General features: G+C 36.8%; 13 protein-coding genes. 11 read left to right on the forward strand and 2 right to left on the reverse strand.

Features of this window, described 5'->3' with window-relative positions; translation table 11 throughout:
- The first annotated feature begins 41 nt into the window (after positions 1–41).
- From FEZ18_RS01880 to FEZ18_RS01930, 11 genes are all read left to right on the forward strand, one after another.
- Positions 42–470, forward strand: a complete 429-nt coding sequence (locus FEZ18_RS01880; RefSeq protein WP_153266742.1) for a hypothetical protein — start codon at positions 42–44, stop codon at positions 468–470.
- Complete coding sequence (locus FEZ18_RS01885; RefSeq protein ID WP_153266743.1) at positions 467–739, forward strand: TIGR03643 family protein; 273 nt, start codon at positions 467–469, stop codon at positions 737–739. The genes FEZ18_RS01880 and FEZ18_RS01885 overlap by 4 nt, the downstream gene beginning before the upstream one ends.
- Positions 740–775: 36 nt before the next feature.
- Complete coding sequence (locus tag FEZ18_RS01890) at positions 776–1,000, forward strand: hypothetical protein (protein ID WP_153266744.1); 225 nt, start codon at positions 776–778, stop codon at positions 998–1,000.
- Positions 1,001–1,158: 158 nt separating this feature from the next.
- On the forward strand, positions 1,159–1,374 hold the full coding sequence (locus FEZ18_RS01895) for a hypothetical protein (RefSeq protein ID WP_153266745.1): 216 nt from the start codon (positions 1,159–1,161) through the stop codon (positions 1,372–1,374).
- A 23-nt stretch (positions 1,375–1,397) separates the two neighbouring features.
- Positions 1,398–2,081, forward strand: coding sequence for an SDR family NAD(P)-dependent oxidoreductase (locus tag FEZ18_RS01900; protein WP_153266746.1), 684 nt, complete (start codon positions 1,398–1,400; stop codon positions 2,079–2,081).
- Between the two features lie 2 nt (positions 2,082–2,083).
- A complete protein-coding gene (locus FEZ18_RS01905) occupies positions 2,084–2,623 on the forward strand; it encodes a glutathione peroxidase (RefSeq protein ID WP_153266747.1) in 540 nt (179 codons plus the stop codon).
- A 5-nt stretch (positions 2,624–2,628) separates the two neighbouring features.
- Entirely contained in the window at positions 2,629–2,796 is a 168-nt protein-coding gene (locus FEZ18_RS01910; protein WP_153266748.1) for a Lacal_2735 family protein, read from the forward strand.
- Positions 2,793–3,254 (forward strand): TspO/MBR family protein, encoded by a 462-nt coding sequence (locus tag FEZ18_RS01915; protein ID WP_153266749.1) that lies wholly within the window; start codon positions 2,793–2,795, stop codon positions 3,252–3,254. Before FEZ18_RS01910 ends, FEZ18_RS01915 begins: the two co-directional genes overlap by 4 nt.
- Positions 3,254–3,715 carry an SRPBCC family protein gene (locus tag FEZ18_RS01920; protein WP_153266750.1) on the forward strand — a complete coding sequence of 154 codons (462 nt, stop codon included), beginning with the start codon at positions 3,254–3,256 and terminating at the stop codon, positions 3,713–3,715. The genes FEZ18_RS01915 and FEZ18_RS01920 overlap by 1 nt, the downstream gene beginning before the upstream one ends.
- Positions 3,716–3,717: 2 nt before the next feature.
- Positions 3,718–5,022 (forward strand): cryptochrome/photolyase family protein, encoded by a 1,305-nt coding sequence (locus FEZ18_RS01925; RefSeq protein ID WP_153266751.1) that lies wholly within the window; start codon positions 3,718–3,720, stop codon positions 5,020–5,022.
- Positions 5,023–5,215: 193 nt separating this feature from the next.
- Entirely contained in the window at positions 5,216–6,892 is a 1,677-nt protein-coding gene (locus tag FEZ18_RS01930) for a formate--tetrahydrofolate ligase (protein WP_228122915.1), read from the forward strand.
- A 195-nt stretch (positions 6,893–7,087) separates the two neighbouring features.
- On the opposite strand, the gene FEZ18_RS01935 is transcribed toward FEZ18_RS01930, so the two are convergent.
- Together FEZ18_RS01935 and FEZ18_RS01940 are read right to left on the reverse strand one after the other, a co-directional pair.
- Entirely contained in the window at positions 7,088–8,014 is a 927-nt protein-coding gene (locus FEZ18_RS01935; protein WP_153266753.1) for a type IX secretion system membrane protein PorP/SprF, read from the reverse strand.
- A gap of 23 nt (positions 8,015–8,037) precedes the next feature.
- Entirely contained in the window at positions 8,038–14,958 is a 6,921-nt protein-coding gene (locus tag FEZ18_RS01940) for a gliding motility-associated C-terminal domain-containing protein (RefSeq protein ID WP_153266754.1), read from the reverse strand.
- Between the last annotated feature and the right edge of the window lie 394 nt (positions 14,959–15,352).

Genomic DNA, 15,352 nt, shown 5'->3' on the forward strand with positions numbered 1-15,352 from the left:
TTTTGTTAAACATTTTGTATATTTGAGTCTATAAGTAGGTTATGATAATAGATTCAACATATACAAATAAAAAGCACAAAGTACTTCTAAATGATTTTGTAGGGCGCTCATTTTCCTTTTTTGAGCGACTTAAAATGAATGGTATAGGCTCTAAACGTATGATAATTAACGACGTAAGCCCCAATTTACAACCCTATTTAAATCGCATAGCAGATGTGAATTACGCTAATATAGAATTACGCTATAAAGGCATTCTTATTCATATTAACAAAGGTCTAAAGAATTTTATTTGGGCTATCCCCTATTATCAATTAGTAATTTATAAAACGAATGGTTCAAGCATTCATGCTCAGGGTAGATTTATCCATTTTAAGAATAATAGGACTTTTAAAGAGAATAAATCTTTTTTCAAAAAAATGCTAGACGAAAAAATTAAATACGATTCAAAATACAACTTTCAACCGCGATGAAATTAACCGTAACAGAGATAGATAGAATTATTGAAATGGCTTGGGAAGATAGAACAACTTTTGAGGCCATAAAATTTCAATTTAATCTAAAAGAGCAAGAGGTTATTCAGGTCATGCGACGAGAATTAAAACCCAGCAGTTTTAAATTATGGCGAAAAAGGGTTCAAAACAGAAAAACAAAACATGAAAAATTAAGAGGTTTTGATGCGGGCAGATTTAAATGTAGTAGACAAAGACAGATTACGCATAACAACATCTCTAAATGTTAAAAATCTTCTTATTAATACTTAAAACAAAATCAGATTATGGACTTAATTAGTAGAGCTTTAGAATTTGAAAAAACAAAAATGAGATCACTATCCACAAGCGATAGAGTAAAAATATCCAGAGAAGCGAAATCTTTAATTTTAGCACTAAATGAAATATACAAAGCGAAAAAAGATGAGAAAATAATGGATATTATGAAAAGGTTAACGGTAATTAAACGTAAAGTGGAAAAACGCCTTAAAGGTGCACCTTTAACTTCTTAGCTAAAAATAGGTTTTTCTAATGTAATGTGTTTGAAACAAAAAATATTAAAATTTAGCTAATATTTATACATAAAAATTTATAATATGATAGATTTTATTATATTGTACCAACATGGATTTATTTTATAATCCGGAACATATATAAAGATCAACATATTATGGAAATTTTAGATAAAGCTTTAGAGTTCGAACAACGCAAGCACACTTTTAAAACAACTAGTGAGCGTATAGAATCCTCTAGAGAAGTTAAGGAATTAATCTTAGATTTAAATACAATTTATAAAGAGAACAAAGATCCTGAAATTATGGATTTAATGAAACGCTTAACGGCGATTAAACAAAAAATTGAAAAACGGCTTAAGGGCAGGCCATAATAAAAATTATGCCCAGAAACCATATGAAAACAATAATAGTAGTAGGCGGTAGTAAGGGCATAGGCAATGCCATTGTAAATACACTAATTAAATCTTTTAAAGTTGTTAATATTAGTCGAACCTCTCCAGAATTAGAACATGCTAATTTAACACACTTCTCTTGTGATGTCACACAAGATGACTTACCAGAAATAGAAAATGTTGACGGCCTAATATATTGTCCAGGAAGCATTAATTTAAAACCTTTTTCTAGGTTAAGTATCGAAGATTTTAAAAACGATTTTGACATTAACGTTTTGGGTGCTATTAAAGTGATTCAAAAGTATTTACCCAAATTAAAAAAAGGCAACACCCCATCTGTAGTACTCTTTAGCACCGTAGCCACAAAATTGGGCATGCCATTTCATGCCAGTGTCGCCACTTCCAAATCGGGTGTAGAAGGTTTGGTGAAATCTTTAGGTGCAGAGTTAGCACCAACCATTCGCGTTAATGCTATAGCCCCAACGGTAACAGACACTCAATTAGCGGCTAAGCTATTGCGAAACGAGAAAATGGTCGATAATATAACTCAAAGACATCCTCTTAAAAAGTTTTTAAATCCAGAAGAGGTAGCTGGAATGGCCGAGTTTTTAATATCAGATAAAGCCGCTTCAATTTCAGGTCAAATTTTCGAAATGGATTGTGGTATTGTTAGTTTTAAGATTTAAATATGAATCCTTTTAAAACGTTTTTAGCGACCTTATTTTCAAAAGAAAGCCACTCGAAATCACTAGATTATAATTCTATTTATGATATAGAAATAAACCATCTTAATGGAAAACCTTTAAATCTATCTGAATTTAAAAACAAACATATTCTGTTTGTCAATGTGGCCTCAAAATGCGGTTTTACACCTCAGTACACCAAGTTACAAGAACTACAAGACAAATTTAGCGATAAGCTTCAGGTTATTGCTGTGCCGTGCAACCAATTTGGTAAGCAAGAACCAGGAGATTCTAAAGCTATCCAGTCCTTTTGTGAAATTAATTACGGTGTAACATTCCCCATTACTGAGAAAATTAAAGTTAAAGGTACAAACCAACACCCTCTGTATGCCTGGTTAACACAAAAGGTAAATAACGGGAAGAAAAATTCTTCAGTAAAGTGGAATTTTCAGAAATATTTAATTGACGATCAAGGTAATCTAGTGGACTATTTTTTCTCGAATACGAATCCATTGAGCTCTAAAATTGTAAAACATTTAAAATAGGAATTATGTTCGGATTATTTAAAAGACCGTCTGAAGCTGAAAAACTTCAAAAAAAATACGAAAAACTGATGAAGGAATGGCATGCCTTATCGACTGTAAACCGAGCAGAAAGCGATAAGAAATATGCAGAGGCCGAAGTGATAGCCAAACAAATTGAAAACCTGAAAAATTGAGAGTCCTTAAATATTTTATAATTTTTCTCGTTCTTAATTTTAGTGCTTTAGCCGCTGGAAGTTGGCTTATGGACTCTGGTGCGCAAAGTATTTGGTACAGCAATTTAAACAAAGCACCGTGGACACCCCCTGGCTGGGCATTTGGAGTCGCTTGGACCACCATTATGATTTGTTTTTCAATTTATATGGCCTTTTTATACAAACTCGCAAATGGCTTAAAACTAAGAACTCTATTTTTTATACAGCTGGTATTAAATATAAGTTGGAACTTTCTTTTTTTTAATCAACACCTAATTTCTCTAGCATTAATTGACATTTTTTTGCTCACCACGGTTATAGGTACATTTCTATTTAAATACAAAACCATACTCGGCTACACCTCGCTTTTAATACTGCCCTATTTTATTTGGCTGTGTATTGCAACCTCCTTAAATGCGTACATCTTAATTTATAACTAATGAAAATTTACAGGCTTCATAAAAAACAAAACCTACCCATTACCGTAGATAAAGCATGGGAATTTCTATCAGATCCTAGAAATTTAAAAACCATTACTCCAGATTATATGAGTTTCAAGATTTTATCTGGCGCAGAAAAACCAATGTATGCTGGGCAAATTATTCAATATATTGTAACACCCATTTTAGGTATAAAAACAACTTGGGTTACAGAAATAACCCATGTAAAAGACAAGCGATATTTTGTAGACGAACAACGCTTTGGACCATACGCGTTGTGGCATCACAAACATTTTATAAACGAAATTAATGGTGGCGTAGAAATGGAAGACATCATTGATTATAAAGTGCCGTTTGGCCTACTTGGGCAATGGGTACACCCCATTTTAGTTAAACCCAAACTCGAGGAAATTTTTAACTATAGAACATCAAAATTAGAAACTTTATTTGGTAAATATTAACAATGAATCAACCTATTAACATATTTTGGTTTCGTCGCGACTTGAGACTCGAAGATAATCATGGTTTATTTGAAGCCTTAAAAGGAGAAATTAATGTACTCCCTATATTTATTTTCGATACAGATATTCTGGATAAATTACCAGAAAACGACGCACGCGTAAATTTTATACACGACACACTCCAAAGCATAAACACTAAGCTTAAGGATGAGTACAGTAGTGGAATCGCTATTTATTCGGGAAAACCCATTGAAGTTTTTAAACACTTAGTAAAAAGTTATACCATTAAAAATGTTTTCACAAACCATGATTACGAGCCCTATGCCGCCACTCGTGATAACGCAGTAAAACTATTTTTAAACGAACATAATATTGACTTTAAAACTTATAAAGACCAAGTTATCTTCGAAAAAAACGAGGTTGTAAAAAACGACGGATCATCTTATCTTGTTTACACGCCTTATATGAAACGATGGAAAGAGGTTTTCAAAAACACCGCGCTAATTCATTACGCGTCACAAACATTACTGGGTAATTTAGTTTCAGGTATCGTGTTCCCAAATTTAAGACTAGCCGATATCGGTTTTAAACCTTCAAAACAACACATAAAACCCTATCAAGTTCATCCTAAACTAATCCAAACTTACGAAGACACACGAAACTTCCCTGCCAAAGATAGCACCTCAAGACTTGGGCCTCACTTACGGTTTGGGACCGTAAGTATCCGAGCAATGATTAAAAAAGCCATAGCAGAAACCAACGAAATATTTTGGAATGAGTTAATTTGGCGTGAGTTTTTTATGCAAATTCTATGGCATTTTCCGCATACAACAGCACAAAGTTTTAAGCCTAAATACGACCGTATTGTATGGAGAAATAACGAGGCAGAATTTAAAGCCTGGTGCGAAGGAAAAACCGGTTATCCTTTTGTAGATGCCGGTATGCGGCAATTAAACAAAACAGGTTTTATGCATAACCGCGTACGAATGCTTGTGGGTAGTTTTTTATGCAAACACTTACTCATTGATTGGCGTTGGGGCGAAGCTTATTTTGCCGAAAAACTGCACGACTACGAAATGGCCAGCAATATAGGTAATTGGCAATGGGTTGCAGGTTGTGGTGTAGATGCTGCACCGTATTTCAGAATTTTTAATCCAACCACGCAAATCCAAAAATTTGACAAAAACTTAGAATACATAAAAACTTGGGTGCCCGATTATCAAGAACTTACATACCCTACTCCAATTGTAGAGCACAAAACAGCGCGCGAACGTTGCTTAAAAGTCTATAAAGCGGCACTTGAATAAATACTTGAGCTCTTCAATAAACTTTAGAGCACTAATCTCTTACGACATAAACCAATAGAATCTCAATTATTTTTTTTCGTTTGAGCCTTTAAAACACTTTATCATATCATTGTAAATTATTTTTGATGTGCGTGAATAAAAAATAGAAAATTCATATGTTTACATCTGTAAAAAATTATCGATAATTTAAATTATAACTTACATGACCGATTTACAAATAGCTAAAACCATTACACCAAAACCAATTACAGAAATAGCTGAAAAATTTGGAATAAAACCTGAAGCTATTGAAATGTATGGCAAGTTTAAAGCCAAATTACCCTTACATGCTATAAACAAACAAAATGCCGCCAAAAGTAATTTAATTCTAGTTTCTGCAATTTCACCTACGCCAGCTGGAGAAGGTAAAACGACGATGTCTATTGGTTTATCGGAGGGCTTAAATCGATTACACAAAAAAACCACTGTTGTTTTAAGAGAACCTTCTTTAGGCCCAGTTTTTGGCATAAAAGGCGGTGCTACAGGTGGAGGTAAATCGCAGGTAATACCTATGGAAGATATTAATCTACACTTTACTGGCGATTTTTCGGCTATTGAAAAAGCACACAATTTATTGTCTGCGCTTATCGATAATAATATTCAAAGTAAAACAAATTCTTTAGATATAGATCCTAGAAAAGTAGAATGGAAACGTGTTATGGACATGAACGATCGTGCTCTACGCCATATCATTATTGGTTTAGGCGGAACAGCATCTGGCGTTCCTAGAGAGACTGGATTTGACATTACTGCAGCCTCAGAAATTATGGCGATTTTATGCTTAGCAGAAAACTTAACCGATTTAAAAAAACGTTTAGGAAATATTTTTATTGGTTATACCCATAAGAAAGAAGCTATTTATGCTAAAGATTTAAAAGCAGAAGGTGCCATGGCTACTTTGCTAAAAGACGCCATAAAGCCCAATTTAGTACAAACTATTGAAGGTAATCCTGCCATAATTCATGGTGGCCCTTTTGCCAATATAGCCCAAGGTACTAATTCTGTAATCGCTACCTTGATGGGTATGTCTCTTTCAGACTATACTGTAACTGAAGCTGGTTTCGGACTTGATTTAGGTGCCGAAAAATTCTTAGATATAAAATGTCAAAGCGCAGGACTAAAACCTAAAGCTATTGTTCTAACCACAACCATTCGGGCTTTAAAATATCATGGCGGTGCCGATTTAAAATCTCTAACAACTCCAAACATTGATGCCCTTAAAAACGGACTACCAAATCTGGAAAAACATCTTGAAAATGCTTTAAAATTTAATATTGTTCCCGTAATTGCCATTAATCGATTTGCCTCCGATAGTGATGCCGAAATACAATTAATTAAAGATTTCGCTAAAACTAAAAATATAAAAGTAGCCTTGGCAGACGTTTGGGCAAAAGGTGGTGAAGGTGCTTTAGAATTAGCACAATGTGTTATTGATGTGGTCGAGTCGAAAAAATCAAACTTCACCCCTCTTTATAATTGGGATTCGAGCGTTACCCATAAAATAGAAACGATTGCTAAACAAATTTACGGAGCCGATGGTGTAGACTACACCTCAAAAGCTAAAGCACATCTAAAGAAAATTTCTAATTTAAGTTTAGATCACCTGCCAATTTGTATAGCTAAAACTCAAAAATCATTATCTGATAATCCTCAATTATTAGGACGCCCAAAAGGTTTCATAATAACGGTTAGAGAAATTGAAATTGCAGCTGGAGCTGGTTTTTTAGTGCCTATTACCGGAGATATTATGAGAATGCCAGGCTTACCAGCACATCCCGCTTCAGAACATATAAACATTAATGAGGATGGTGAAATTACAGGGTTATTTTAAAGTTAGTTACTACTGTATTTAGAAAATAATACGCTCAAAATACAAGCGCCGTCTTAATGGTCATTGTCCATAATTTAAAAGGGATGAATGTGGTTAAATCATTCATCCCTTTTTTAATTTTAAGACACTCAAACTAAACCTAAGTCATCCCGTTTTAATATGGTCTTTCTAGTCTTTAAGTAGAACTTATTTTCTCTAAAAACCCCGGGGCTTATAACGTCTATCTTCACGTTTCATTTCAAAACGTAAAATCATTTCGTGAGTGCCACTATTGTAATTGTTTAGCCCAGAAGTTGTGTAATCGTAGCCATAACCAATAAAAATCCCTTCCGATATAGAAAAACCAACCATCCCAGCTATAGAGTCATCCCAACGCCAAGCTACACCAAGTGTTAGCAAATCATTAATTAAAAAATTGGCCGAAACATCAGCAATTAGCGGTGCCCCTTGGGTACCTTTTACTAAAAAAGCAGGTTTAAAAAGCACTTTTTCACTAAGATCGAAAACATAACCTCCAGTGAGAAAATAATGCAAGCGCTCGGTGGCCAAAGATTCTTGAAAATCGTCGTAATGCTCGGTGGTAAACAAGTTAGGAACAGATAACCCAACATACCACTTGCGGTTACTTAAATACAATCCCGATCCAAAAATAATACTGTTCAAACTGATATCTTGATTAAATATCGGGTCTTGATTTTGATACACACCTTTTGTCCAATCGGTTGAAATATTATGCCAACCCGCCTTTACACCAAAGGATAACTTGGTGTTATTATAACCAATAGGAATGGTGTACGAAAAATTAGCATCCAAAAAATTCTCACGTGCCGGTCCCAAGCCATCACTAATAAAATTTAATCCCAAACCTATTCGCCTATTGCGTAATGGTGAATGTACACTAAACGACTGTGTTTGTGGAGCACCGTCGATACCCACCCATTGTGTTCGATTTAAGCCTAAAATACTCAAAGTCTCACGTTGCCCTGCATAAGCAGGATTAATACTCATGGTATTATACATGTAATGGGTGTACTGCGGATCTTGTTGACTAAAACCATCTTGAGGAGCTAAACCTAGTATGAGCACCACAACAATAGTTGTTAATGAAAGTCTTTTTATCATCTTTTACGTTTTATAAGAATTTTTTATCTGTTTATATATAACCATCCTACTTTAGGCTTATTACCATCTCCTAGATCTAATACATAATAATAGGTACCTACAGGAAGTTTCTCTGAGGCTCTTATAACTGAACGCCCGTTTGATGTTCCATCCCAATCATTATTATAACCCGTTTTACGGTAAACCAAATTACCCCAACGATTGTAAACCTCTAGTGTATTATTAGGGTAATTATCAATACAATTAATTATAAAGGTGTCGTTATTACCATCGCCGTTTGGTGAGAATAAATTAAATGTAAGCAGACAACCTAATTCGGTTTCCGTCGGATCATCGGTTGTGTTTCCATCAAAATCATCACCATCATCACTTACATCGCTTACAATAGTACCATTATTAGTGCCTATAGCAGTAACTATAACCGAGTTAGACACACCGCCTGCTGTTATGGCTTGTTGGTTAATGGTAAAGCGCGCTGTGTAGATGGCTAGCTCTCCTGGCAATAAAACCCCTTCTTCACTGTTTAAAGATGAGCTCACAAACGTTGGCAAACTACTTAAAATCAAGGCGTTGCCTTGTGCGTCGGTAAAAATATCGGTAAGCTCTAAACTGCCTAACTCGACATTACCTGTATTGGCTATCGTAATGGTATAATTTATTCGGTCTCCCAATTTAATTCCAGATACTTCAGCCGTTTTAGTGGCCTCTATCGAAGCTAGACATACAACATTAGTCGTTACTGGCAAGGTAATATTTGATGCATTAAAACTACAAGCATCAAGAGGATTGGTTTCTGTACCATCAGTATTCGCAATACCGTCTCCATCTGGATCAACTTCATCGGCATTGGTTACACCATCTCCATCACAATCGGCATTAGACCATATCGGATTGTTTAAATCTCCTAATACAACTCCTGGATCACAAGGATCTAAGGCATCGGTTATCCCATTTGGAACACCAACTGTACGCGGATCGTCGATACCCGTGGTTTCTTCACAATCGCTAAGACCATCGCCATCGGTGTCTACTGGAGATGGACAAGCTGCTACATCAACCGTTACGGTAGCTGTATCGCAGTTAGTCGGATTATTATTCTCGCAAAGGGTATAAGTAACGCTATATATCCCGCCAGGAGTTCCAGGTGTCACTGTAACTGTACCATCTGAATTTACGGTTAATTCTGGCGTCGCGGTCGATGTTATCGTCACATCCGATGGCACTACTGGTAAACCGTTTAAGGTATCATTATCTAAGACATTGATGCCTGCATCTCCACCATCGAAGCCGTTAATTGGCCCTGCACTGTCATCTACAGCATCAATTACAGGAACAACAACAGTTATGTCAATTGTAGCGGTCGCATTTACATTGCAAGGTGCAATTGCTAGTACCGTATATGTAATTGTAGCTGTACTTTCATTAATAGCAGTAACGAAACCAGTATTGGAATCAACCGTTAAAATACTTGTATCGGAAGATGAAAATGTTCCACCTGAATCTCCATTTGTTGTTACTGTTATAGTCTCTCCTTCTGTTAATGTTAAAGTAGTACTATTAAATGTCCCTGCATTAGGTTGGACTTGTTCGCTCACTACAACCAGTGCGGTGTCCGCTGTGGTACATGGTGATGTGGCCGCTACGGTATAAGTATAGGTGCCTGCACCAAATAAAGCTGGGCTCCAGGTTCCACCAGTATCTGCACCAGTTAAAGCGCTGAATAACTGGGTGGTGGTTAGCGTATCACCTGCACAAATGGTTAGAGTTCCATCGCTACCTGCATTCGGTTGCGTTTGTTCACTCACTACAACCTGTGCGATATCAGCTGTGGTACATGGTGATGTGGCCGCTACGGTATAAGTATAAGTGCCTGCGCCAGTTAAAGCTGGACTCCAGGTTCCACCAACATCTGGACTGCCTGCTAAGGCTCCAAACAATTCTGCGGTAGTTAGCGTATCGCCTGTACAAATAGTTAGAGCTCCATCGCTACCTGCATTAGGAGCAGGTGTAACAATCACATCTACAGTATCCGTTGAAGTACAACCATTTGGTCGAGTAATTGTAAGGGTATATGTAATGGTCTGAGGGGTTTTAATGGGAGCACCACCATATTCAAAAACTGGCTGTGCAGTTGCTGTGTTACTTAAAAAAGCTGTTTCTGTAATACTAGGTCCAGTCCAAGAATAGGAATAATTAGTGTTATCACTAACCCCTAATTGAATGTTTGAATTTGAGAAACATACAGTCTTGTTACTACCAGCCACACCAGAAAGCACGATGGGTGTTAGCATAGGAGTAACAGCTCCAGAACATAAGCAGGTATTGTTATCTGTTGAAATTTCTAGTAAAATATTACATACTTGAGTTGGACTAGCAGTGAAATTTATGGCGTGATTCACAGAACTCCCGGCAGAAATAACAGAATTTACAGTTTGACTGCCCACCAAAATGTCACTTCCGTCTACTACACCATTACCGTTTACATCATAATAAGCATCTACTATTGTACCCGAAGAGACATCAAAAGTGCTGCTTGTATTATTAATAGTAAAGTTAGCTGTAATATTTTCATTACTACCACTAATAGAAGATGTAGTGCTTGTTGAAGTTAAGGTAACATCTGCTTTATCTACTGTAAAGTTATAATTATAATCTCCTACCTGCGCCATAATTGTGGAACAGGTTCCTCCGGCGGCACTACTACATGGAACATCAGTTACTTGGTCTATAACAACAACTTGAATACTTTGATTTCCACAAGCCACGTAATTAGTCGTACTTTCGTTAATTTCTAAAGTATAATTGAGTGTAGTTCCAGAAGCCATTCCTTGAGGGACATCTAATGTAATAATTTCGCCAGTTGGGGTCGATGCCACGTTATTAAAGACCGCCTGATATGAACCTGTGGCTGCATAAGAATTTGTTGTGTAGGTATAGCCCAATGGTAAACGAATTTCAATATAAGCGTTGTTACCTGTAGTATTACCAGAAGAAGTTATTTGATGAAATCCTTGTAAAGTTACTGGATCGCCACAATTATTGAAAGATCCTCCTGTTTCAGTTAAACTTGTATTTACAATGTAATTTGCTTGTGCTCCAAAAATACTTATTGGTGCTGAAGAAATCCTCCTATCGGAACCAAATGCAGGATCACCACATTGACTTGATGCTGCGGTCGACATACTAAAGGAAGAGCCCGATACGAAGTCGCAATCGGTAATCATATTAAAGCGCACTGCCATGAGACGACTATTTGTATCTCCAGCAGCATTTATAGCACCATTTAACCCGTTTGTTGGGTAAGCCAGATGCTCTGTTAAATCGATTGTATATTCGGTTCCGTTAATAGTTGCTCCTACGGGATCCCAATCCCCAGATCCCACGGGAAACTCGACCTCAAAACTACCCAGTTCTGGACTAAGGCCTGTATTTCCATAAACGGTAAATGTATTATTAAAAGCGTTTCCCGATTTGGTACTATTAATATGGTATTCGTATGCAATGGGGTCGCACAAGGGAACATTATGCCCTCCTTGCGTAATTGGTAGCACTTCTACACCAGCTAATTGTGGTGTAAATGATAAAGTTACCGATTCTGCACTACATAACGAATAGTCTGCAGGGCTGGTAGGGTAACTTGAGCAATTCCATCCTCCTTGTACAATAATATCTGTTGTCGTGCATGTTGTATATGTAAAATCTATACGATAATCCTTAAGAGCGCCCGAAGCTAATCCCGTCTCACTCAAATGGTATATATTACCGCCTGGATATGGTGTTGGAGGTATTGCACTTCCAGTAGAAATATCTACAACTTGGGTTATACTAACCCCTGGCACATTATCGATAGCAATCCAATTGTATGGTGCAGTAGATGCCCCTGTACTCTCTAAGCGAACAACAAAATGCTCTGATGAATTGTTTGATTGAATACTTCCTGTTTGATCTAAAAGTGAGATGCCAGGTTTATTTTGCATCTCTATATTTCGATTTATGGTGAGATCCGTTTCAAAAGAACTAGGTATGGTCGCTAAACCAGCAGTATGGTAATAATAATCAATAACATTAACTTTAAAAGAAATAGGCTCGAAGGTTTGTGATGAACAATTCCCTTTTACAGTAAATGGTATTCGTGCTCCATAGCCATTTTGAACCGTGATTTCTAGAGGTGACCATTTTTCTGGTCCTGTACCTGGATTTTCAAAAGTAAGTACGTTACCCACTACAGATGTTGGCGTAATGGTTATGGGAGCTGGATTTACATTGCCATAACTAGGTGTATACAAAATAAATTCAGCTTTTTCATAATCATAGCCCTGAGGCATGGTAACTTCCATAGAAGTGACATAAAGTGCTGGGCGAAACTCATCGGTGTATTTTAATCCTGAGGTATTAAAACGTCTGGCTAAATAATTGGTATTATATCCTAAATTGGTAGATTGGCATCCATTAACCACAAAAGGGTTGGTGCCATTAATACTATATGTGCCTACCAAATACATTTCAGGAACAAAATTATTGCAAAAAACCTTTGTGTTGTTCGTATCGAGGTTGTAGCAATACCAATCGCCTCCAGATTGCACATCGAATTGGGGGAGTCCAGAGTTTGTCGCCACTCGGTAACGCGCTACGAGTTCTAAAACATCACCATCTAAAAGTCCACCAGAAGGTAAAATAGAGCTTAAATTATAATCAATTTTTTGATCTGTAGACGTGCTTTCTGCCATAGAAGAAGTTGTAACAGATGCTGTTACAAGTTCGGTAGCACCTCGAGTAATAACAACATCTACTCCTAAAGGTTCTAGTTTATTTACACCACCGGACGTCTTTGGTAATTCTAAACGTGTGTAAAAGTTTGATGCCGCCCCATTTTGAGTAACGGTGCTAGACACCTCAATCTCATCGAGATACAAGGCTTTAGATAAATCGTAAGCATTAATGTTAGATGCCGATTGTCTTGTGCTTAGTGTTCTATCGGTATAACCCAAAGAATTATCAGATCGTCGCACTACAGGTAAACTAACACTAGGCCCAGCAGAACAAGCTGAAGTAGGGCAATCGGCATTCACGGTTAAGGTGCCACAAGCCAATTCTTTTAAACAATCGCAATTTGTATTAATGTCGTTAATAAAATTAGCCGTATAAGGTATATCTATAGAACCACCAGTTCCGCAAGTGTACACCAGGTCTATATTGGCATAGCCAAAATCTTTATCGGGTCCCGTAATGGTAACCACATCGCCATTTTGTGTATACCCTACTGATGAGCTCACCCCAGACCCTCCATATTTTCCTTTGGTCCATATTACATTACCAGTCCCAGCTATAGCAACATTTGGAGGTAAAGTCATTTCATAAGAATATCGAGAGTTTGATGATATAAAATGATTCCTTATACCAAAATAAGAACTACTTAATCTTACTCTAAAAGGCACACCACCCTCCACATTAGGAGGTGCGGCACCATTGGTTTTAAAATGACTATAATTAAACCCTAAAGACTCATTTACATGAGAAATAACATCTGTTGACAGCGCTGTTGTGGGATCGCACATGGTATTATACTCCAAAACAGCACTTACTTTGTACATATATTTATCATTTACCGCAGAACCACAGCTATTCGAGAAGGCGCAGTTAAATGCCCAAGTAAACTCTGTTGTTATGGTATTACCAACAGGCAAATCATCATAGAAACCATCGCCATCTAAATCCTCTAAACCTACACCAGCCCCATCTGGATCGCTTGTAAAATAATTCTCTAAATTAATCACCAAATGGTTTTCAGTATTAAAGGAATATGGCACACTTTGCCCACTAATAGTGACATTACTAATGTCTACAAAACCCGGAAACCCACGCAACACATTACTTGAGGCGTGCCCTCCTCTTAAAATTTTTAAATTGTAAAACCCACCTGCTGCAGGATCTCCACTTCCAGAGTTTCGGTATGTTGATCGTACGGTAAAAGAAGTGCACATATCAACATAACCAATTTTTTCATTGGTAAGATCGTTGTTTTTAAACTCTGGCAAACCCAAAGCCGTGGTAATGGCCCCAACACCTGTAGAGGTATCACACCAGTTCACAGGACTGGCATCGCATCCCCAGCCTACGGCATAATGTGTTGCTGACCCCCCTAAACAATTTCTCAAAATATAGGTCTCGGTAAATACTAAAGTTTCACCGTTACACAGTTGTTCATCGGCAGTAAGTAAAGCACCATTTATGGTATAATATTCAATATTGCCAACTTTCGAAGTAGGACTTATAGGATTGCCGCCTAAGGTTAAAGACACCAATTCTGTCGAGGCATTTGCACGATCTATAGAAAAATAAACCGCATCAGCACAACCATCAGCACCATTTGTAATTTCGAAGGTACGTGTGTATTGTGAATTTATTATAGCATTATTTTGAGCTGCTGGCTGGGTAAAGGTAAGCACAGGAAAATCGACGATGTACGATGGTGAAACTCTTGGAAAAGATACCAGTCCGTTAACTTCGACAGTAGCACTAGATTGAAAAGTCGTGTTCGCTAATGAAGATGCTCTTACTTCACAATTTCCGCTACGGGCGATGGTAAAAATTATTCGATCGCTCGTTGCGATACTCCCAGAAATTCTAAATATAGGCGTATTTGGAGTACCACCATCTTCTGAAATGCTAAGTCCTGGCGCACCTGAAATTTTTAGTACAGAACCAGAAACATATTCCATGTTTTGTGCCAATTGAATAGTCACTAAAGCTTCTGAAGCTCCAGATGAACTCCCATCGAAATCTACCTGTACCGTTAACAACGAAGCCGTATTACAAACCGTAACGGGCTCTGGATCTACTGGGAAGGAAATAATAGCTTGAGAATGGGACTGAAAACTTAATAATCCGAAAACTAAAACAAGCAAACTTGTAACTTTTTTGAATGAACGTAATGATAAATTCATATGTCAAATAAATTAAATATTTAATATTTTATAGAGAAGGTGCTTTAATTATATCCTCTTTAAGCTGTAATTGACCTACAAGGGCTTATGACCCGTTATAAAAACGATATGAAGAGAGAAATAATAAAGACACAAGAAATTGAGTTTAATTAAGCATCATCTATGGTTGCCTCTTGTTATAAGGCAGCCCACAGTTTAGGCCATAAAAAACAATTAATAATTACAGCGCTCTGAAATTTGATAAAGACGAAAATGACATTAAGTGCCGTAGAACAATATTAAAATAGAGTTCAAACGGTTTAATCACACAAGATAATAAGCTAGTATTCTCTTTTACTCTAAGAAAGGATTGTGAAGAGCTATTCGATTTAATTAAAGTAGGCTTTTCCATAAG

Origin of the sequence: Oceanihabitans sp. IOP_32 (assembly GCF_009498295.1) — a bacterium.
GTDB classification, from domain to species: Bacteria; Bacteroidota; Bacteroidia; order Flavobacteriales; family Flavobacteriaceae; genus Wocania; species Wocania indica.